The sequence below is a fragment of the Streptomyces sp. NPDC101393 genome (genome assembly GCF_044767385.1).
GTDB lineage: Bacteria > Actinomycetota > Actinomycetes > Streptomycetales > Streptomycetaceae > Streptomyces.
The window spans coordinates 144,582-163,411 of sequence record NZ_JBIWNU010000011.1 but is presented as its reverse complement, the minus strand read 5'-3'; the positions used below and the strand labels follow the sequence as shown (position 1 = coordinate 163,411).

At 69.8% G+C, this 18,830-nt stretch carries 16 protein-coding genes; 9 read left to right on the top strand and 7 right to left on the bottom strand.

Translation table 11 applies throughout. From position 1 onward, the window contains the following. Positions 1-128 precede the first annotated feature (128 nt). Positions 129-1,472: an MFS transporter gene (locus tag ACIRQ7_RS31325; protein WP_403669000.1), complete on the bottom strand. Its 1,344-nt coding sequence runs from the start codon at positions 1,470-1,472 to the stop codon at positions 129-131. A gap of 181 nt (positions 1,473-1,653) precedes the next feature. On the opposite strand from ACIRQ7_RS31325, the gene ACIRQ7_RS31320 reads away from it, so the two are divergent. Further along, positions 1,654-3,102, top strand: coding sequence for an aromatic amino acid ammonia-lyase (locus tag ACIRQ7_RS31320; protein ID WP_404266118.1), 1,449 nt, complete (start codon positions 1,654-1,656; stop codon positions 3,100-3,102). A gap of 270 nt (positions 3,103-3,372) precedes the next feature. Here ACIRQ7_RS31320 and ACIRQ7_RS31315 read toward each other — a convergent pair whose 3' ends face one another. Then, positions 3,373-3,840, bottom strand: a complete 468-nt coding sequence (locus tag ACIRQ7_RS31315; RefSeq protein WP_403668998.1) for a lamin tail domain-containing protein — start codon at positions 3,838-3,840, stop codon at positions 3,373-3,375. Positions 3,841-4,474: 634 nt separating this feature from the next. Further along, the gene (locus ACIRQ7_RS31310) at positions 4,475-6,013 is read right to left on the bottom strand and encodes a helix-turn-helix domain-containing protein (RefSeq protein WP_404265988.1); all 1,539 of its coding nucleotides are present in this window, start codon (positions 6,011-6,013) and stop codon (positions 4,475-4,477) included. A gap of 179 nt (positions 6,014-6,192) precedes the next feature. On the opposite strand from ACIRQ7_RS31310, the gene ACIRQ7_RS31305 reads away from it, so the two are divergent. Then, positions 6,193-6,885: a DUF4232 domain-containing protein gene (locus ACIRQ7_RS31305; RefSeq protein ID WP_404265987.1), complete on the top strand. Its 693-nt coding sequence runs from the start codon at positions 6,193-6,195 to the stop codon at positions 6,883-6,885. Between the two features lie 145 nt (positions 6,886-7,030). On the opposite strand, the gene ACIRQ7_RS31300 is transcribed toward ACIRQ7_RS31305, so the two are convergent. From ACIRQ7_RS31300 to ACIRQ7_RS31285, 4 genes are all read right to left on the bottom strand, one after another. After that, positions 7,031-9,028 (bottom strand): collagenase, encoded by a 1,998-nt coding sequence (locus ACIRQ7_RS31300; protein ID WP_404265986.1) that lies wholly within the window; start codon positions 9,026-9,028, stop codon positions 7,031-7,033. A 218-nt stretch (positions 9,029-9,246) separates the two neighbouring features. After that, on the bottom strand, positions 9,247-10,206 hold the full coding sequence (locus tag ACIRQ7_RS31295) for a LysR family transcriptional regulator (RefSeq protein WP_404265985.1): 960 nt from the start codon (positions 10,204-10,206) through the stop codon (positions 9,247-9,249). 201 nt (positions 10,207-10,407) lie between these two features. Then, on the bottom strand, positions 10,408-11,517 hold the full coding sequence (locus ACIRQ7_RS31290) for a chitinase (protein ID WP_404265984.1): 1,110 nt from the start codon (positions 11,515-11,517) through the stop codon (positions 10,408-10,410). Positions 11,518-11,994: 477 nt separating this feature from the next. Beyond that, entirely contained in the window at positions 11,995-12,837 is an 843-nt protein-coding gene (locus tag ACIRQ7_RS31285; protein ID WP_404265983.1) for an alpha/beta fold hydrolase, read from the bottom strand. Positions 12,838-12,950: 113 nt separating this feature from the next. Here ACIRQ7_RS31285 and ACIRQ7_RS31280 point away from each other — a divergent pair, with 113 nt between their 5' ends. The 7 genes from ACIRQ7_RS31280 to ACIRQ7_RS31250 all read left to right on the top strand — a co-directional run bounded on the left by ACIRQ7_RS31280 (position 12,951) and on the right by ACIRQ7_RS31250 (position 18,750). Continuing rightward, complete coding sequence (locus ACIRQ7_RS31280; protein WP_404265982.1) at positions 12,951-13,328, top strand: hypothetical protein; 378 nt, start codon at positions 12,951-12,953, stop codon at positions 13,326-13,328. A gap of 105 nt (positions 13,329-13,433) precedes the next feature. After that, positions 13,434-14,477 carry an iron-siderophore ABC transporter substrate-binding protein gene (locus tag ACIRQ7_RS31275; RefSeq protein WP_404265981.1) on the top strand — a complete coding sequence of 348 codons (1,044 nt, stop codon included), beginning with the start codon at positions 13,434-13,436 and terminating at the stop codon, positions 14,475-14,477. Between the two features lie 14 nt (positions 14,478-14,491). After that, on the top strand, positions 14,492-15,529 hold the full coding sequence (locus ACIRQ7_RS31270) for a FecCD family ABC transporter permease (RefSeq protein WP_404265980.1): 1,038 nt from the start codon (positions 14,492-14,494) through the stop codon (positions 15,527-15,529). Next, positions 15,526-16,605, top strand: a complete 1,080-nt coding sequence (locus ACIRQ7_RS31265; protein WP_404265979.1) for a FecCD family ABC transporter permease — start codon at positions 15,526-15,528, stop codon at positions 16,603-16,605. Before ACIRQ7_RS31270 ends, ACIRQ7_RS31265 begins: the two co-directional genes overlap by 4 nt. Positions 16,606-16,765: 160 nt before the next feature. Then, positions 16,766-16,906 (top strand): hypothetical protein, encoded by a 141-nt coding sequence (locus tag ACIRQ7_RS31260; RefSeq protein WP_404265978.1) that lies wholly within the window; start codon positions 16,766-16,768, stop codon positions 16,904-16,906. A gap of 54 nt (positions 16,907-16,960) precedes the next feature. After that, positions 16,961-17,623 (top strand): hypothetical protein, encoded by a 663-nt coding sequence (locus tag ACIRQ7_RS31255; RefSeq protein WP_404265977.1) that lies wholly within the window; start codon positions 16,961-16,963, stop codon positions 17,621-17,623. A 773-nt stretch (positions 17,624-18,396) separates the two neighbouring features. Beyond that, positions 18,397-18,750: a glyoxalase superfamily protein gene (locus ACIRQ7_RS31250; protein ID WP_404265976.1), complete on the top strand. Its 354-nt coding sequence runs from the start codon at positions 18,397-18,399 to the stop codon at positions 18,748-18,750. Positions 18,751-18,830 lie beyond the last annotated feature (80 nt).

Below are 18,830 nucleotides of genomic sequence, written 5' to 3'. Positions count from 1 at the left end.
GGCGCCGGCCTGCGCGGAGGGGTCGGCCCGCGCGAGGGGAAGGCCTGACCCGCCCCCCCCGGCCGTGGCGTCACGCGTTCGCTGCCCGGCCGGGGGGCGGTCGGTCCGAGTGCCGGACCGCGGTGCCCTCAGTCCAGGGTCGTCCCGGAGGTCTCGGGTGCCCAGGCGAAGGAGACCACCGCGCCCAGGACCAGGAACACGCTGAGGATCGTCATGGAGAGCGAGAACCCGAGATGGTCGATGCTCGTCGGCAGCAGGAAGGTGCCCACCGCGGAACCGACCCGGCTGAGACCGTTGAGCAGGCCGACACCGGAACTGCGCAGAGCGGTCGGGAAAAGCTCGGGCGGATAGACCTGGTCGAGATTGGACGAGGCCGACATCGTGAAGGTGAAGACCAGGAAAAGAACGAAGAGCAGAAGCTTCGGCGCACCGGGCCAGAGGCCCATGGGGCCCAGCGCCACGGCCATCACCACGAAGGATCCGATAACGAATCCGCGGCGCGAGAAACGGGAGACGAACCAGAGGCCGGCGATGCTGCCGAGCAGAAGGAATACGTTCAGCATTCCGTCGCCGAGGAATCCCCCCTTCAAGCCGAACTTGGCCATGACGATCGGCAGGAACGTGTAAATGGCGAAGTACGGGATGACTTGACAGTTGTAATAGAGGACGCCGAAGGCGGTCTTGCGCCACTGCTCCGCGCTGAACAGGCCCCGGTAGGAGGCTGAGGGAGCCTTGTCCGTGCCGGGCTCGGCCGCGATGGAGGCGAAGTCCACGTGCCGGCCGATGTACTTCTCCACGACGGCGCGGGCCTCTTCGACCCGCCCCTTGCTGATCAGCCAGCGAGGGGACTCCGGGGTGCCGATTCTCATCAGCAGGACCACGAGGGCGGGCAGGGCGCTGCTCGCCAGCAGCCACCGCCAGGCGTCGCCGCCCTGGTCGATGAGGTAGTTGCCGAAGAAGAAGGAGCAGATGTAGCCGATCGTCCACATCGCGGTGAGCGAGGCCAGCAGGAAGCCGCGGTGCCGCCGTGGGCAGAACTCGGCCACGAGCGTCGGGCCGATGGCGTAGTCGGCGCCGATACCGATGCCGATGAGGAGTCGCAGAATGAACAGTTCCATCGGCCCGCTGACCCAGAACTGCGCGATCGATGCGACGGTGATCAGGGCGAAGTTCAGCATGTAGAGCTGCTGACGCCCCATGCGGTCGGCCAGCCACCCGAGCGTGATGCTGCCCAGGAAGATCCCGATGAGCGCCGAGGCTCCGAGCAGCCCCTCCCAGGCGGCACCGAATCCCATCTGCGGCCTGATGAGCGTCAACGCGATACCGATAACGCCCAGTTGATAACCGTCGGAGAAGTTGGCCCCGAAGGTGAGCGCGGTGATCTTGACGTGGAATTTATTGAGGGGTGCGTCGTCAAAGGGGACGAGCGTCGGCTCTGATGTCGGAACAGGGGCTAGCTTATTTTGAGGCATCGTCCCACTAAGGTCCCATCCGCGTGGAAATTGTCTTTACCGGCGTCCGCCCACGTGCGATCAGGGTCCGGGCCGGCGAGCGCCGGAGACCTCACCCGCTTCGCACCCTTGCCAACACCGTGAATAGCAAGTTTCATGTAGGTTCAGCGATGAATGAAAACGTGTCAAGGGGTGAACAGCGATCGACAGCAACCGTCTCCGCATTGACGGCTCCCGACTGAGGTGCGACGACGTCGTCCGCGTGGCCCGGCGCAGGGCCTCCCTGGAGCTGGACGGCAAGGCGCTGGAGCAGGCGGAGCACGCCTACGAGGTGGCACGCGACAGCCAGACGAAGCGGGCTGTCTACGGCCGCACCACCGGGGTTGGGGCGAACAGGCACGAGGTCGTCGACCCGCACGCCGCCGACCAGCACGGCCTGCGCCTGCTGCGCAGCCACGCGGGCACCACCGGCGAGGCCTCGGACGAGGACCTCGTGCGGGCGACCCTGGTCATCCGCCTCAACCAGCTCGCCGCGGCGGGGAGCGGCGTCCACCCGCGCCTGCTGACGGCGCTCGCCACGGCACTGCGCGTCGGTGCGGTACCGGTGACGCACACCCGCGGCTCCATAGGCACCGGCGACCTGGGCCAGCTCGCGGAGATAGCGCTGACCTTCGCGGGCGAGCGGCCCTGGGGCACGGGCGGAATCGCACCGGTCCCGGTCAGCCCCGGAGACGCGCTCGCCTTCATCTCCAGCAACGCGGCCACCCTGGCGCGGTCGGTCCTCGCCTGGAGCGACCTGCGGACGCTGCTGCGCGCCAGCCACACCGTCACCGCCCTGTCGTACTGCGCCCTGGGCGGATCACCCGAGGCCTTCGCGGCGCGGGTCCATGCCCAGCGCCCGCATCCCGGTTCCGTGCACTGCGCCTCGGAGATGCGCAGGCTGCTCTGGGCGGACACGGAGCCGGAGCCCGGGCGGCGCCTCCAGGACCCGTTCGGACTGCGCGCCTTTCCGCAGGTCCAGGGGCCGGCGCTGGAGGCGGCCGATGCGCTGGAGACGGCGCTGACCGTCGACATCAACGCGGCGGCGGAGAACCCCTTCATCGACGTGGAGACGGGCGACGTCTACCACCACGGCCACTTCGCCACCTCCCACCTCGCCCTCGACCTGGACCACCTGCGGGCCGCCGTCCACCACGTCGCGGAACTCTCCACGGCGCGCCTGAGCGACCTGGTCGAACCCGACCTGAGCGGACTGCCGCCCTTCCTCGCGGACGGCCCGGCAGGCAGCTCCGGCATCATGATCCTGGAGTACCTGGCCCACGACGCCCTCAGCCAGATGCGGCACGCGGCGGCCCCCGTCACACTCGGCACGGCCGTCATCTCCCGGGGCCTGGAGGACCACGCCAGCTTCTCCACCCAGGCGGCCCACGCCACGACGGCCGCGATCGCGTCGTACCGCACGGTCCTGGCCTGCGAGCTGCTCGGAGCCGTACGCGCCCTGACCATGAGCGGAGCGGAGCTGCCCGAGGCACCCGTGCGGGACGCGCTGCGGCTGGCGCAGCGGACCCTGCCGATGATCAAGGAGGATCACCCGCTGACGCAGGAGGTGACCGTCGCGGAGGGCCTCCTGCCGGCGCTGGCGGAACTCTGAGGGACGCCGGGGCGCCGCGGCGGGACGCAGCCCCCGTTGGCCTGTGGTCACCGACGCTGATGAGCGCTGTACACGGCGCGAACTCGCCGCCGGCTGCGCCCACATGAGGGCGACGAGCCGGTAAGGCCCTGCGGCCACCGCCCGAAGTCGGCGCGCGCGAGGCTGTGGACGTGGAAGTGCGCCGCAGGCTGGGGGCCTGCGGCGCACCGTGGTCCGGGGGCCGGTCAGTGGCGGCTTGGGTCACCGACCTCCGGGTCTTTACGGGTCAGGTCAGCGGCGGTGGCCCCAGTGCTTGACGTCGACGACCCGGCGGTGGTCGTTGCGCAGGGTGGCGGTGTCGCTGTTGTCCCAGACGTAGGTGCGGCGGTCTTGGTAGACGTCGCGCCGGTTGTCGTGGCCGACGCCGGTGTGCACGCGGACGGACTGGCGGCCGTTCAGGCGGAGGTTGCCGAAGCGGTAGGAGTGGCCGGACTTGTCGGCCAGGGTCCAACCCTTGAGGTTGACGGGCAGGCGCCCGGTGTTCTTGACCGTGACCCACTCCGCGTTCAGGCTCCGGTTCGAGTGGTTGTCGCGTCCGGGGCTGTCGTACTGGATCGCGCCCAGCACCACCGCGGACCGCTGGTGCGGAGCCGGGGCGTGGTGGTGGTGGCCGGCGGCTGCGGCCGGGAGGGCGGCGGTGGCCGCCAAGGCCGCGGAGCCGACCACGGCTGCGGCGATACGCGAAGCGTTACGGAACATCGAACCTCCTGCACAAGGCATCCCCCGCGGGGGTGCCGAAAACCGGATACCCGGCCGGTTTGACCGGGCCCCCACACAGTGACGCCCCACCCCATCCCCACACCAGAAATCCACTTTGGTGTTACAAAACATGGACATATACGCAACCGCCCCATACCCGGCGCACACGCCCCCGCGCCCACGCACTCCCACGCAACACCCCCTGCACTCAGCTGTTTTGTCGCTTGGGCTCGCCCTGTTGGAGGTGTGCCCTGAGCAGGGGGTTTCCGAGTTCGCCAGGCCCATCGGCGAACGCCGTCGCTCCTACCCGGGTCCTGCCGGGCTGAAGGAACCGCCACCCGGTGTCATCCAGGGGCGCAGCGAGCTGCCGGTCATCTGGCCACGACAGCTCCGCCGTTCAGGGCAGCGGGGCGACGCGCACGGTCGTGGCGCACGGGGAATCCGAGAGCGAGTCCAGCCGCGTCGCGGCAGGCGGTCCCGCCGGGGCGGTGCGGAACAGGACTCTCAGCACCGCACCGCATCACACCCGACCGCACCGCACCGCACCCCACCCCACCCCACCGCTCCGCAAAGTCACCACGAGCGGACGTCTCGGTGCCGGCCGATCACCGCACCGGACCGCCGACGCGTGTCCTTACGGTTGCTGCTCCTGCCGCTTGATCCACTCGCTGCCTCCCAGCGGGTAGTCGTAGCCGGGGCGGCCGGCGCCGGCGCTGGTACGGAACGGGGTGCCGTTGTTGTCGATGTGCACGGTGCCGCGGCGGTTGCCGCTGGACCAGTTCAGGGTGAGGTCCCAGCGGACGTCGTGCGCCTTGGCGTGGGCGGTGACGTAGAAGACCTCGGGGTCGGACTCGCTGATCTTGTACGGGAAGTCGCGCTGGCCGTTCTTGACGGTGACGGAGGGGCTGCCGTTGTCGAGGTCGATGTCGAATGACTTGGTTTCGACGTTGCCGCCGCAGCCGACGCCCATCGCGTAGTCGTTCCAGGCGGGCGGGGCGCCCTTCGCGATGACGCGGACGTGCAGCGCCTCCAGGACGACGGTTTCCTTCCTGGTGCCCTGCACGGTGAGGGCGACACGCTGCTCTCCCGAGGAGACTGCACCGTACGCGGCGGCCCAGCGGGGCGCGTCCTGCTCGCCGGCGGGCGGGCCGACCTGTGCGGGCTCGCTGTCGACGAGGAAGTGCTGGCTGCACGGGTTGTCGTAGACGTAGGGGCGGGTGGCGACATTGACCGGTACGCCGCCGGTGTGGCCGGCGGCGCCCCCGCCGTTGTGGGCGGCGGACTCCGATGCCGAGGTGGAGGGTTCGGCGGTCTTCGCGCTCCGGGACGGGGAAGGGGAGGCCGACGCCGACGGCCGCTTGTGGTGCGCTCGGCCGGATGCTGCGTCGGTGCCGGCGTGGGTGCCCGGAGCGGTAGCCCCGGCCGCCTTCCGGTCACTGCTGTCGCCTCCGGAGGACGCCAGATTCACGGCGAGCACGACGGCGCCCAGTAAGGCGGCCGCGGTGACGGAGGCGACCAGCACGGTACGGCGCCGTCGGGGCCGCACGGGAGCGGACGGGGCGCTGCCGTCGGTCACCGAATCGCCCCTTCCGACGGGTTCGCGGCGTGTCGTGCCCACGGACGCCGGGTCCGTCCCACCCCTCACCTCGGGCACTCCGGCACCCGAATCGGCAGTGTCCTCGGCCGCCTTGGGCACCTGACGGTCCGGGGCGGCAAGGTGCGCAAGGCGGCCCTCGGCACCGGGCGCCGATGCCTCAGACGTCGGCGCCCCCTCGGGCTTCTCGGCCTCGGCGCCGCGCACCATCCCGTCCGATGCCGATGCCGATGCCGATGCCGATGCCGATGCCGAGGACGCCGACGCCGACGCCTTACGCCCCCGCGCCGCATCTGCCAGAATCCACCGCCGGTGCAGCTCGACCAGCTCCTCGGAGCTCGCCCGGCACACCCGGGCGAGCCGCTCGACCGGCGCGTAGTCGGCCGGCACCGCGCTGCCGTTGCAATAGCGGTGCAGCGTCGACGTGCTCATGTGCAGCCGCTTGGCGAGCGCCCCGTAGCTCAGCCCTGAGCGTTCCTTGAGACCCCGCAGCAGCTCCGCGAACGCGTCCGCGTCCCCGGCGGCCCCCGTCGCTCCGGTCGCCCCTCTCGCCCCTGACACCGTTGTTCCCCTCCCCATGTGGCCGGGCGCGTCCCATTCCCGCGTCCCAGGCCCCTTGCGATTCCCCTGGTCACAGCCCATTTTCGCGTTCCAGCATTCCCAACTGCCCGACATGCGTGGCGGCTGGGACGGATCACCCCACAAGCTCTGGTCATCCAAGCACCCCACTCACCGCACCACCGAAGGGGCTCAGCCACATGTCCGGTATCCGGAACTCCCGCACCCGCCTTCTGACCGCCGCCGCGGCCGGCGTGATCGCCGCCCTGTCCCTGACGGCGTGCAACGACGGCTCGGGTGTCCGCGCCGAGGACGCGCCCACGAACGCCTCCGCCACCGAGTCGCCCTCCGCCGCCACATCGTCGGGATCCGGCTCCTCCTCCCAGGACGCGAAGTCCGCGCCCTCCGGTTCGAAGCAGTCCGCGAACGCGCCCTCGGGGAACGGCAAGTCCGGCACCGGCGGCAAGGCCGTCACGTGCGAGGGCTCCCACACCAAGGTGGTCGCGGCCCCTCTGAAGCGCCCCGTGAACCACCTGCTGCTCACCGTCACCAACACCGGCAGCAGCACCTGCTACCTCTACGGCTACCCTGCCGTCCGCTTCGGCGATGCCCAGTCCGTGCCGCCGGCCATCCAGGACTCGCATCCGCAGGCCGTCGTCACGCTCGCCCCGGGCGAGGCCGGCTACGCCTCCGTGAACCTGTCCGCGGCCGACGGCAGCGGCTCCCACGGGCGTACGGAGAAGTCCCTGGCGGTCTACTTCCAGGGCCCCTCCGGCACGGAGAACGTCGGCACGGCTGCCCGCCCCGCGCTTCCGGCCAAGGGCGTCCACATCGATGACTCCCTCAAGGTCACCTACTGGCAGCAGTCGATGGACGACGCCATCAGCTGGTGACACCACCGCCGAGGCGGCGTTCACCTGCCCACTCACCACAAAGGTGGGCGCACACGCGCCGCGGGCGTACGCACACGGCCTGGCTCTCCGGCGGATCGGAGAGCCAGGCCGTGTGCACACAGGAGCCGGGTGGAGCTGTCTTCGGTCAGGTGGACTGCCGGGCCGCAGGCCGCTGTGCCGAAGGCGCGGTCGCCGGCCCTGGGTTGGCGGCGCAGGCGCCGTCCGCGCAGGCGGTGAGCCAGGAGTCGAAGTCGGCGTCGTAGCGCGTGCCGATGCCGGTGGTGTAGACGGCGTAGCCGCCCGCGTAGTCGCCGGTCCGGAAGTGTTCGAGGATGGTGGCGACGTCCGCGGGGTGCTTCTCCAGCATGTAGCGGGCAGCGAGATAGCCCCAGGGGTACGTGCGGGTCACGTTGCTGTTGGCGTAGGTGGTCTGGAACAGCGTGCTCAGCGCGTAGGTGTGCCTGCCGGCCTCGGTGACCGCCTCGTCGTCGGTGATCCCGCGATAGCTGTACGAGACGTACTCGGCGAGACCCTCGATCCACCAGACGTCGGGGACCGCGGTCTGCTGTCCGAAGTCGCCCTTCATGTCGTCACGGGCGTCGATGTAGTGCGTGTACTCGTGGTTGAGGTTCCAGATCCGCGCAGGGAAGCCGTTGTCGTCGCTCCGCTGGTACATGAGGGACATCGGCTGATTGCCGGGACGGGTCGGGTCCCCGATCATGGTGATGCCGCCGTTGTTGGTGTCGACGCCGAATATGGCCCCGGCGTAGGTCTGGTAGTCGTGGCGACTGCCGAACACGACGAGCTGGACGGTCGATTCGTATTGGCCGGGGATCGGGCCGTCGTCCTTCACCAGGCCGTGGACGTACGCGCCCTGGCCCAGGATGCTGGCGCAGGCGGCCTCGATTTCCTCGGACGTCAGCGACTGCGCCTTGATCGTGTGCGTGGCGTCGCAGGTGTGCGTGATCGGCAGCGCTGCCTTGGTCAGCTGGTCGGACAGGTCGCAGACGCCGTAGTACGAGCAGTTGGCCGTGTCGTAGGAGTCGGCCTGCGACGCGACGGTCACCCACAGGGGCGCGGTCGGGCCGCTGATCTTCGAGGCGTCCAGCAGCCCCTTCATGAGCGGCCGGACCTTGTCCTGGAGGGCCGTGTGCTCGACGTACCGCGCGACGTTCATCCCGGCGTTGGAGTCCAGGTAGGAATTGTCGGTGCCCAGCAGGTCCATGTGGTCGAGTGCGAATGTGCTGAGGGTGTCGATGATGCTCGGATCGGCCGTCACCGCGCTGACGTAGTCGGTGTTCCAGTTCCCGCGCCACAGCGGGGTGTAGACGTCGTTCACGGCGGCCAGCATGCTGGGGATGTCGTCGTAGGAGCTGTTGTACCCGCTGAGTACCTGCTGGTAGGTGCGCAGGTAGCGGGCCTGCTCATTGGCGCTGTCCGTGAGGATGATGACCTCACCCAGCACATCACCGTTGCCCGAAGTGACGTCCTTGGAGTGCGAGTTGGCGAAGAAGGCGTCCAGTCCGCCTTCGGTGGCGGTTGCCAGCGCCGGGCCGTAGCTGCCGACGTCGTCCGGATGGTTGAACTGCGCGTAATAGCCGGCGCGCAGGAACAGCGTGAGCTGCCATTCCTTCTCCGCGTTGTCGCCGGGATACGTCGTCGCTCCGCTGTGGAAGGCGTTGGCAACGGTGACCATCTGTTCCTCGCGGAAGACCTGGTACGCGTCGTCCCCGGTGACACTGAACAGGGTGTTCACACAGTCCGTGGTGGACGCTTTGACGAACGCGACCAGTTCGGATCCGGTCCGGCTGCCGAAGTCGGACGGGGTGCAGGAGGCCGCGGCGCCGTGCTCCGCGCCCTCATGTGGTGCCGCCGCCGTCGAAGAAATGGGGGGATTCTTCGCGCTGAGCGGGGGAAGTTGAGCGCTGCCGAGTGGTCGGCCCTGCAGCGCGGGCCTTTCGTTCGCGCCGACTGCCGGCCCGGTCGGTGGTACGGAGTGGGGAGTGGCCCGGGGCGCGGTGACGGTCCTTTCGGCGGCCGACGGGCGCGGCGCCGCCATCGCCGGTGCGGCCAGCAGGCCGACCGTGGCGACGCAGGCGGCCAGTCCGGCCGCGCATCTGGGCAGGGGGAAGCGGTAGCGCATCCATGCTCCTTGGTGGACAGATGCGCCTCGGGATCGTGCTGAGGCGTGAAGGGCACCTTCTCAGCGCAGGCTGACCGCGACAACGAGGTGTGACATAGCACCTGAACCGGATGCGCCATAACATCCCGGCGGAAGGCCGTGAACGGCACGTGATGACCGAACGCCCGCCCTGAACGGCCCAGTTGGCCAGAAAGGGAGAGAGGGGGCCGAATCCCTCGCTACGGCTTGGCGACGCTCCACGTTCGGGAGGCCCAGGTGCGGAAGTGCGGAGACCGCGCGATGAGCGCCCGGTATGCCTCGGCCGCCGAGCCGAAGAGTGTGTCCGCCAGCTCGTCGGCAAGGCTCTCGCGGCGCCAGGCCAGCACATAGCGGCACCACAGGGGCGCGCCCACCAGCGGCCTGATGAGGACATCGGGTGTCGGCCGGAGTGTCGCCTGCACGATGGAGACCCCGATGCCCTCGGCGATCATGTTCTGCAACTGCTGCTGGTCGCCCAGGAATTCATGGACCGCGGCCGGAGTGAATCCGGCAGCCTGGCAGGCGGCGTAGAACACTCCCGGCCAGCCGGCCCCGTCGTCCGGAGTCAGAAACCACGCGTCGTCGGCCAGATCGGCGAGTGCCACCTCCCCGCAGTGCCGGAGCCGGTGCCCGGCGGGAAGGGCGACGAAGGACGGTTCGGTGACGATCCCGCGGTGCGCCACGGCGGCCGAGTGCCGCAGCTCACGCCCGGGGTAGTCCGCGGCAATCGCGGCGTCCACCTCGCCGTGCTCCAGGAGTTCGACGATCTCCGAGGACGGATACACGCTGCTCACCGTCAGCGCGAGATCGGGCAGCCGGCTCCGGAGCCGGATGAGCATGCCGGCCAGGACCGGCGAGTTGGTCGCGGCCAGGCGGAGGGGCCCGCGCGGCCCCGCGCCGTCCGCGGCCGGCCGGCGCCCGACCGCAGCCGCACGGGCCAGCACGTCCCGGGCCTGGGCCAGGACCTCCGTGCCGTACCGCGTCAGCTCCACACCCGAGGGGTTCCGCTCGAACAGCGGATGGCCTAAGTGCTGCTCGATCCGCTGGAGTTGGGTGCTCATGGCCGGCTGCGAGAACCCCAGGTCCGAGGCGGCCCGGCCCACGCTCCCGGCATCGGCGATCGCACACAGCACTCTCAGGTGCCGAAGCTCCAGCTCCATGCCCACACCCCTCCCGTCCGCCGTGCTCCCGTCCGAACCCTCCGGTGCCACCGCGCGGCGGTGCCGGGCACGGGGCCCGCGTCCGGCAGTTCGGTGTCGCAGCTCACCCCATCGTTCTCTGCCCGCTCGCGCCAGGGCGGGGTGCGCCCCCGCGGGCATCGGAGGCACCCTCTGGTGCGCCGGGCGCGCAGCAGCGGCGCCTCAGCCGGCGAAGGCCCGCATGAACTCGTTCGTCTTCCTGTCGGTGCTTGAACAGGTAGCCATCGCCTTGGAGTTGGCGCCTCCCGGGCAGGGCCTGTCCCGGGCGGCCGACCACATCGACAGCCGCCCGATCCCCTTCTTGTCGGCGAACTTCTTGAGCTCGACGGCGTCGGCAGGACGGAAGACCTCGACCTCGACATCGTTCACGCCGATCATCGGGGTGACGGCGACGGTCTTCCAGGCTTCGGCGTCGCGCCGGATGCCGAGCGCGGGCTTGATCTGCTTCTGCGTGGCGGTGGCGGCAGCGATGGCGTACTCGCCCATGTCGCCGTCGTAGTAGCTGCCGAAGTCCATGGCCATGATGTTCACGGCGGAGACCCGGGCGCCGCCGCTTTTCGCGTTCTTCAGCACCGCGACGGCATGCCGGTTCAGGCCCGAGGGGAGCACCGGGAGGGTGAAGGACACGTCCAGGTCAGGGTGCTGCTTCTGCAGTCGGGCGATCGCCTGGGCGCGGAGAGTGTTGGCCTTGGTGTCCGTCAGGGCGGGGCCCTCGATGTCGAAGTCGACCTTCGTCAGGTCGTAGGCGTCGATGACCTTGGCGTACGCGCGCACCAGCTGGTCCACCGAGCCGCAGACCCGGGCCAGTTCGTGACCGCTCTGCCCACCGAAGGAGACCCGCACATCGCCACCCTTGGCGCGCAGCGCGTCCGCCTGCCGCGCCACCGGGTTGTCGCCCAGCTCCTGCCGGCCGCCCCACTTGGGCGTGCATCCGCCGCCGGGGGAGACGAAGGCCAGGTTGTACTCCTTCACGCCGGTCTCCTGGGCGCCCCGGAGGAGGTCGTAAGAGGGCTTGAGCGACGTGTCCACGTACGGCGCGAATGCCTGCGGTTCCGGAGCGGGGGGTTCGCTCGCCTTGGTGGGGGGTGCGCTGGAGCGGGGCTGACTCTCGGTGGGGGAGGGCGCCGGTGTCCGGCCCGGCTCCTCGTCCTGGCCTCCGGACGAACATCCGGCGAGCAACGACACCGCAACCGCCGCCGTCATCGCGGCAGCGCCGATCGGCCGCAGCTTCCGGCTTCTCCCGGAAGCTCGTATGGGTGCGTCGTTCGTCATCGTCGGCCTGCTTCCTTCGGAGGGGGGTGGGCAGTTGGCGGTGGAGAGGACGCCGGACAGCGTGCGGATCGAACCCTCACATGGTGCGGACGGGTACCGGAATTCGCTCGACCGCAAGGGTGGAACGGTAACGGCCCTCTGTCGCGGTGGGGCTCAATTTCCGCCTGATTTCCGCCTGCGCCGTATACGGAACAGGTGCTGAGTGAAGCCACCGGAAAGTCGGACGGGGTACGGAATCAGGCGATTGCCGGAAATGGGAACCCGTTGGAGAATCCGGGGAATCTCCCTGAAGAGTCGTCGTTTTGTTGTGAGTTGGGCCGTGGCTGTCCCTCCGTGCGTGATGACGTACCGGCACGGCCGAGCGTAGCGGGCAAGGACATCGCGAACCCCGTGCCCGGGGCGGGGAGGGGCGGTAGTGCACGTCGGCTGGACCGTGGCACGGGGACCGACATGCCCCGTGAAGCGTTCCGGCCTTTGTCACGTCGTTCCGTTGTCGAGGTGCTCGGTCAGGTCGGTGAAGGATGCCCGGACCGCTTCCGGGTTCTCGATCCAGGGAAAGTGGCCGCCGCCTTCGATCCGGCGCCGCAGGATGTGCGGGCCGGTGAAGGCGGGTTCCGTCTGCCAGAGGTGCTGGGTGACCACCTGGTCCTGGGCGCCACTGACGATCAAGGTCGGAAGGGCCTGCGGGCTCCAGCGCGCCTGGTAGGTGTCGTCGAAGTGGGCGTCGGCCCACGCCACCGCGGCGTGGTGGTAGGGCAGTCCCTCCAGGAGGGACCGGCCCTCGGCGAGGGCCGCCTCGCTGAAGTTCCAGGGTGCGGCCGCCAGCGTCAGATCCCGCAGGTTCTGGTCGTTCGGGTGCGCGGCGTAGCGTTCGGCTGCCGTGTCGACGGCGGGGATCGGGTGGTCCTGGGCGTACCGGGCGAACGCGGTCCGCCAGCCGGCGTGCGGAGCGCTGCTGACCAGGGCCATGCCCGCCAGGTGCTCTTCGAGCTCGGGGACGGAGAGCATGAACATCCCCCCGGTCGAGTGGCCGACCATGACCACGTCGTCCAGGGCCTGCGCGGCTTCCACCAGCACATCCGGCCAGTGGGCGTAGGGGTCGGGGACGCCGGGGAGGTCGCGGTGGGAACCGTCACCGGGCAAGTCGACCAGCCAGACCGACCCCGGGACCTGGACCACCTCCACCAGGCTCTGCAGAGACTGCGACCCCAGCCCCGGACCGCCGGGAAGGAACAGCCAGTTCCACCGCCCGGCACCCGAGGCGACCCTGCGCAGCCTGACTCCCGACCGCGTCCGCTGTTCCTGTCGTTGCGCTCCCACTGCGCTCCCCTTCTCCCTCGTGCGCTCCTGCCGGCTTTGTGGAGTGCCGCCTCCGACCGCGGAAGTGGCCCGGCGACCGCACGACTTCGACCCCTTGCGCGCCGAGTCCACTCATGCCGGCCCGTGTCGGCCGCACACTCGTCGTCGGCCGGCCCGAAGCCGCCCTGCGTATCAAGAACATCACACTGGCCTGCGCCGACGCCGTCGTGGTCGTCGTCATGGTCGTGGTGGTCGTGGTCGAGTCGGGCTTCATCTACGCCTCGCCATCTACGCCTCGCCATCTGCGCCACGCCGTCGCGTCCGTGCATGTCGACGGCTCCGGTTCCGCCTCGACGACACCGAGAGCGGATCGCGCATCGCCGTCATCGCCGTCGTCACCGATATCGACGTCATGGGCATCGAACCGGCTGTTTCCTGCGGCCTGGTCGAGGCGCATCACGCCTGAGCCGTCCGCAGCCGAACCAGTTGAAGTGGAGATTAACGTAACTTAGGCTAACCTAAGTATCGCTGGCGGAATCGGCGTGGGGCCGCTCTGTGGTCTCGCCCTGCCCACGGTCGTGGGAAAAGCCGCGCCGGCCCCAGAGCAAAGGAATTCGATGTCGTCCTGGTCCCTTCGCGCACGTCGTGGAACCCTCACTGTCTCCGCCGCCGTTGCGGCGCTCGCCCTTGCCCTCAGCGGATGCTCCTCGGACGGGGGAGAGAAGTCCGGGGCGTCGGGGAAGAGCGGCGAGGGATTCCCCGTCAAGATCAAGAGCGCACTCGGAACGGCGGAGATCCCCCAGAGCCCCGAACGAGTCGTCACCCTGGGCCAGGGCTCGGCCGAGACCGCCATCGCCCTCGGCCGCACCCCGGTGGGCATGGAGAGCTACAAGTGGGGCAGCGACAAGAGCGGTTACCTGCCGTGGATCCATGAGGCGGTGACCAAGGCCGGGGGCAAGCTGCCCCAGCAGTTCGCCGGTGGCGACGACATCGACTTCGAGGCGATCACCGAACTCCGGCCGGACGTCATCCTGGCCCCGTGGTCGGGCATCACCAAGGAGCAGTACTCCATCCTGTCGGACATCGCACCGACCGTCGCCTATCCCGACCAGGCGTGGAGCACGAACTGGGACCAGCAGATCACTATCGTCGCCAAGGCGCTCGGTCAGCCGGACAAGGCGAAGACCCTGATCGCGAAGATCAAGAAGCAGCTCGCCACGGCCGCCGCGTCCCGCCCCAAGTACAAGAACGTCACCTTCTCCTACCTCTACAACTCCGGGCCGGGCACGCTCGGCGTGTTCAAGCCGGAGGAACAGCGGGTGCAGATGGTGCGCTCCCTCGGGTTGACCGTCGACCCGGTGGTGAAGACGTTCAAGGAGACCAAGGGGACCGACTCCGCGCTGATCGGCCTGGAGAACGCCGAGAAGCTCAAGGACAGCGACCTGGCCTTCACGTTCTACTCCGACCCGAAGAACCGCAAGGAGATCGAGAAGCAGCCGCTGTATGCGGCGATCCCCGCCATCAAGCGCGGTGCGGTCGTCGCCAGTGACAACAACGCGTTCGTCACCGCCTCGTCGATGATCAACCCGCTGACCGTCCCCTGGACCATCGACCGTTATCTGCCGATGATCGACAAGGCCCTTGCCAAGGCCGACCGCTGACGGCACCGCACACCATGACGACCCTCAGCCGTCCTCGACCGGGCGGTACGGCCACCTCGCGTGTCCGTACCGCCCGGTGGGCCCTGTGCCTGCTCATCGGCCTCGTCGTACTCGCGCTCGCCCTGTTCGCGAGCGTCATGTTCGGCAGCCGGGTCACGTCCTTCCGTGACGTCCTCGATGTGCTCTCCGGCACCGCCGACGCGAACATCACCACGATCATCGAGAGCCGCTACCCCCGAACGGCACTGGGCGTCCTCGCGGGAGTGTGCCTGGCCGTCGCCGGAACCCTCATGCAGGGCGTCAGCCGCAACCCCCTGGCCGACCCGGGGCTGCTCGGTATCAACGCCGGCGCTTCCGCCAGCATCGTCACCGCGACCGCCTTCCTGGGGGCGTCCGGCACCGCCGATGCCGTCTGGTGGGCGCTGCCCGGCGCGCTCCTCGCCGGCCTCCTCGTCCACGTCATCGGATCGGCCGGCTCCGGCACGGGCCTGGTGCGGCTCGTACTGGCCGGCGCGGTCCTCTCGGCGATCCTCACGGCGTACATCCAGGCCGTGACGCTCAGCAAACCGCAGGTCTTCGACAGCTACCGGTACTGGGTCGTCGGCGCGCTCGGCGGCCGGGATTTCTCCGTCCTGTACGCCGTGCTGCCGTTCGCCCTGACAGGGCTGCTGCTCGCCCTCCTCCTCGGACCGGGCCTCAACGCCCTGGCGCTGGGCGACGATCAGGCGACGGCCCTCGGTTCGCGGCCCGCCCTGACACGCGGTACCGGCCTGCTCGCCGCCACCCTGCTGAGCGCGGCGGCGACCGCCGCGGTAGGCCCCGTCGCCTTCGTCGGTTTGGCCGTCCCGCACGCGGTGCGCGCACTCGTCGGCATCGACTTCCGGTCGCAGATCGTCTTCTCCTGCCTGGCCGGGCCCTCGTTGCTGCTGCTGGCAGACGTCGGGGGCCGCGTCGTGCTGCGCCCGCAGGAACTGATGGTCGGTGTCGTGACCGCCTTCGTCGGAGCGCCCGCGCTGCTGCTGGCCGTACGCAAGATGAGGGGAAACACATGACCTCCCGGCAACTGCCCTCCCGGCAACTGCCCACCCCGCACACGCCGAAGAGGCACCTCGTCACTATCGGCAGTGCGGTGGCGCTCCCCGTCCGGCGGGTAGCGTTCATCGCCGCTGCGGTCGTGACGGTCCTGATCGTGGTCGCGGCGGTCGCCACGCTCTCGATCGGCCGGATCGGCATCCCGGTGGCCGACCTCGTGCCCGCGATCACGGGCCACGGCCAGGGGACCGACACCTTCGTGATGAACCGTCTGCGCGGCCCCCGGCTCGTCGTCGGTATCGGCACCGGCGCCGCCCTTGGCCTCTCCGGGGCGCTCTTCCAGTCCGTGACCCGCAACCCGCTCGGCAGCCCCGACGTGATCGGACTCGCCTCCGGCGCCGGCGCCGGAGCGGCGGCCGTGGCGCTCTTCCTCCCCGACACCGTCCCGGCGTCCCTCGGCGCTCTCGCCGGCGCCGTACTCGCCATGGCCCTGGTGTACGTCTCCACCGGCACCGGATTCCGCAACCCCGGACGCCTCGTCGTCGCCGGCATCGGAACGGCCGCCATGGCGACCGCGGTCACCCAGTACGTCGTCTACGCCGTGGAGCGCGACAAGGCCACCGCACTGACCGCCTACGTCAACGGCAGCCTGGCAGCACGCGATTGGGGCCACGCCACCACTATCTGGTTGGTCCTCCTCGTCACGGTCCCGCTCACCGTGCTCATCGCGCGGCGCCTGGAAATCGGCGAGATGGGCGACGACCTCGCCCAAGGTCTCGGCTCCGCGCCGCGGGCCACCAAAACCTTCGCGGTCATCCTCTCGATCGTGCTTTCGGCGGGCGCCGTCAGCGTCGCGGGCCCGATCGCCTTCATCGCCCTCACCGCCCCTCAGATCGCCAAGCGCATCACCCGCGGCACCGGCCCCCACCTGACACTCTCCACCCTGGTCGGCGCACTTCTCCTGACCCTCGCGGACCTGTGCTCACAACAGCTGCCGCTCTTCGACGACTTGCCCGTCGGCATTTACACGATGGCCCTCGGCGGCGTCTATCTCGGCTACCTCCTGATCCACGAATGGCGACAGGGAATTCTGTAATTGATTCCCGGGTCTCTCTGGATTCCCGGATTCCGCGATCCTCGTGGCCGCATCCGATTCGTGGCGACCGGCGCAGCGATGTCGGGAGCAGCTGACGCCCCAGGCGTGTGGGGTGGGCACGCGCTATCCGTCGGCCGGCATCGGCGAACCTGCGGCAAGGATGCACGACGACCTCATCGACGCCGTCGACCGGGCGTCGGCAACGGGTACGCGGACCGGGACCGCGTCGCCCGTTTTCGGCGGTTCCTACGGCGGCTACGCGGCCCTGGTCGGCGTCAGGGGCAGTGCCAGGGCCGCGTAGCCGCCGCAGGGACAGCGGCTTCCCTGTGCCATCCCAGGCGGCGGATCGAACGCCATGGGCGCGCCCCCGGATGGGTGTGCCGGGTGGCCCGATGCGATGGCCTGTTGTCGAGTAGGGCAGGCGGCCCTGTCTCGCGCGGGTCGTGTGCTGCCCGATACGGCCGGACCGCAGGAGGTCTTGATGAGGATTGGCACCAGAACCGCCGCTGCTTTGGTGGTGGCCGGCTTCTGCGCTGTGGCCGTCGGTGGGTGTTCCGACAGCAGTAGTAGTGGGGGGGCTCCCTCGAAGTCCGCGTCGGCGAGCACAGCCGTTGCGGGGGCCGTGGCCGTCAGCTCCGGCCCTCTCGGGAAGGTCTTGGTCGACGGGAAGGGGCGGACCCTCTACCTGTTCGAGGCGGATAAATCCGGCCAGTCGACCTGTTCAGGGGCGTGCGCGCAGGCGTGGCCGCCCCTGACCGTCAAAGGCAAGGCGGCCGCGGGCAGCGGAGTGAAGAGCAGTCTGCTGGGAACCACCACCCGCGGCGATGGCACCAGGATCGTCACCTACAACGGCCATCCCTTGTACACGTACCAGGGCGACCACGCGGCCGGCGACGTCAATGGCCAGGGCCTCAACCAGTTCGGCGCCAAGTGGTATGTCCTGGATGCCGCCGGAAACAAGATCACCGGCAAGGCCACGAGTCAGCCGTCGAAGAGTAGCGGCGGCGGCGGATACTGAGCCCTGCGCGGTCCCTCGAGAGGGCCGCGAACGGCGTCCGATGCGGTGCCTCGCACGGCGCAGCCCGCAGCGACTTCTCCGGCGTGGGGGAGGGGCCGGGGCTTCCCGCCGGTATGCGAACACCCCGGCCGGTCCCGCCGCGAGGACCGCTGCCAGGCGTTTCCAGCCTCCTCCGATCGCCACGCTGAACTCGACCGAGAATCGATGGGCTGCAGCTCGCACGTGAACCTGTCCGTTACGCGGGCCGCCCAGACGCTGATTGCCGAGGTCGGCGCCGGCATCGCGGCGGCTGCCGACCGGCCCGTCGACAGGTGTTGTGTCCAGTGTCATGTTCCTGACTTTTCGCGGTCTCCGGTGTGCTGATCGTGTCGTCTTCGTCGCGCCGCCGGGGTGGCGCGAGGTGGTGGGGGCTGTAGACGTGCAGAGTCGGGTTGGGTCCCTCGGCCCCGCGGGCAGCCGTCTTTCTCCGTGGCGGCTGCCTGCGCCGGGACGACCTGTCAGGCCTTGTACCTGCCTCGGCTCGGTTCTCGGGGGGCTGGCAGTGCCGTCGGATGGAGTCGGGCTCCGCTGGTTGTCCGTTCATCCTGTGAGCGGTGGGCACAGTGGCGCACCCCTGGCTGCCGCTGGGACGGAGCTGGTAGATGACCCGAGCTGGTAGAGGTGAGGCCGGGTCGGCCCTGGCCGCTGGAGTCGGGGGCCGGGTGCTGCCGGCCGTCCGTCGGGCCAAGCGGCACTCGCGATGGCCGCCATGGACAGGAAAGTGGAGATCTCTTATGCGCGCCCACCACATCATGGCCAACCTTCGGGTGGCCGACGTCGACGCGGCGAAGAGCTTCTACGCCGACTATCTCGGGCTGAGTACCGAGGAGTTCAACATGGGGTGGGTGGCCCGCTACACCTCCCCCGAGACCGGGGCGAACATCCAGCTCGTCACGCGGGACGCCACCGCATCCGAGGACTCGGTCGTCTCCGTGCTCACGGACGACGTTGACTCCGCCTATGCGGAGGCACAGGAACGGGGCTTCGAGATCGTCCGCCCGCTCACCACGGAATCCTGGGGCGTGCGCCGGTTCCTCGTCCGGGCACCTGACGGCAACGTCGTCAACATCGTGCACCACCGGGACTGAGCCCCGGCGCCGACCACGGACAAGGGCTTCTGCGCGCCGACGGCGGGGCGCGCCGGCGCGGGAGGGGACCGATCAGGGTA

Bases quoted from the DNA above. Each gene is read 5' to 3' on its own strand.
- ACIRQ7_RS31325 (WP_403669000.1), bottom strand. From the start codon at position 1,472: ATGCCTCAAAATAAGCTAGCCCCTGTTCCGACATCAGAGCCGACGCTC.
- ACIRQ7_RS31315 (WP_403668998.1), bottom strand. From the start codon at position 3,840: ATGTTCCGTAACGCTTCGCGTATCGCCGCAGCCGTGGTCGGCTCCGCG.
- ACIRQ7_RS31310 (WP_404265988.1), bottom strand. From the start codon at position 6,013: ATGGGGAGGGGAACAACGGTGTCAGGGGCGAGAGGGGCGACCGGAGCG.
- ACIRQ7_RS31305 (WP_404265987.1), top strand. From the start codon at position 6,193: ATGTCCGGTATCCGGAACTCCCGCACCCGCCTTCTGACCGCCGCCGCG.
- ACIRQ7_RS31300 (WP_404265986.1), bottom strand. From the start codon at position 9,028: ATGCGCTACCGCTTCCCCCTGCCCAGATGCGCGGCCGGACTGGCCGCC.
- ACIRQ7_RS31295 (WP_404265985.1), bottom strand. From the start codon at position 10,206: ATGGAGCTGGAGCTTCGGCACCTGAGAGTGCTGTGTGCGATCGCCGAT.
- ACIRQ7_RS31290 (WP_404265984.1), bottom strand. From the start codon at position 11,517: ATGACGAACGACGCACCCATACGAGCTTCCGGGAGAAGCCGGAAGCTG.
- ACIRQ7_RS31280 (WP_404265982.1), top strand. From the start codon at position 12,951: ATGCCGGCCCGTGTCGGCCGCACACTCGTCGTCGGCCGGCCCGAAGCC.
- ACIRQ7_RS31275 (WP_404265981.1), top strand. From the start codon at position 13,434: ATGTCGTCCTGGTCCCTTCGCGCACGTCGTGGAACCCTCACTGTCTCC.
- ACIRQ7_RS31270 (WP_404265980.1), top strand. From the start codon at position 14,492: ATGACGACCCTCAGCCGTCCTCGACCGGGCGGTACGGCCACCTCGCGT.
- ACIRQ7_RS31265 (WP_404265979.1), top strand. From the start codon at position 15,526: ATGACCTCCCGGCAACTGCCCTCCCGGCAACTGCCCACCCCGCACACG.
- ACIRQ7_RS31260 (WP_404265978.1), top strand. From the start codon at position 16,766: ATGCACGACGACCTCATCGACGCCGTCGACCGGGCGTCGGCAACGGGT.
- ACIRQ7_RS31255 (WP_404265977.1), top strand. From the start codon at position 16,961: ATGGGCGCGCCCCCGGATGGGTGTGCCGGGTGGCCCGATGCGATGGCC.
- ACIRQ7_RS31250 (WP_404265976.1), top strand. From the start codon at position 18,397: ATGCGCGCCCACCACATCATGGCCAACCTTCGGGTGGCCGACGTCGAC.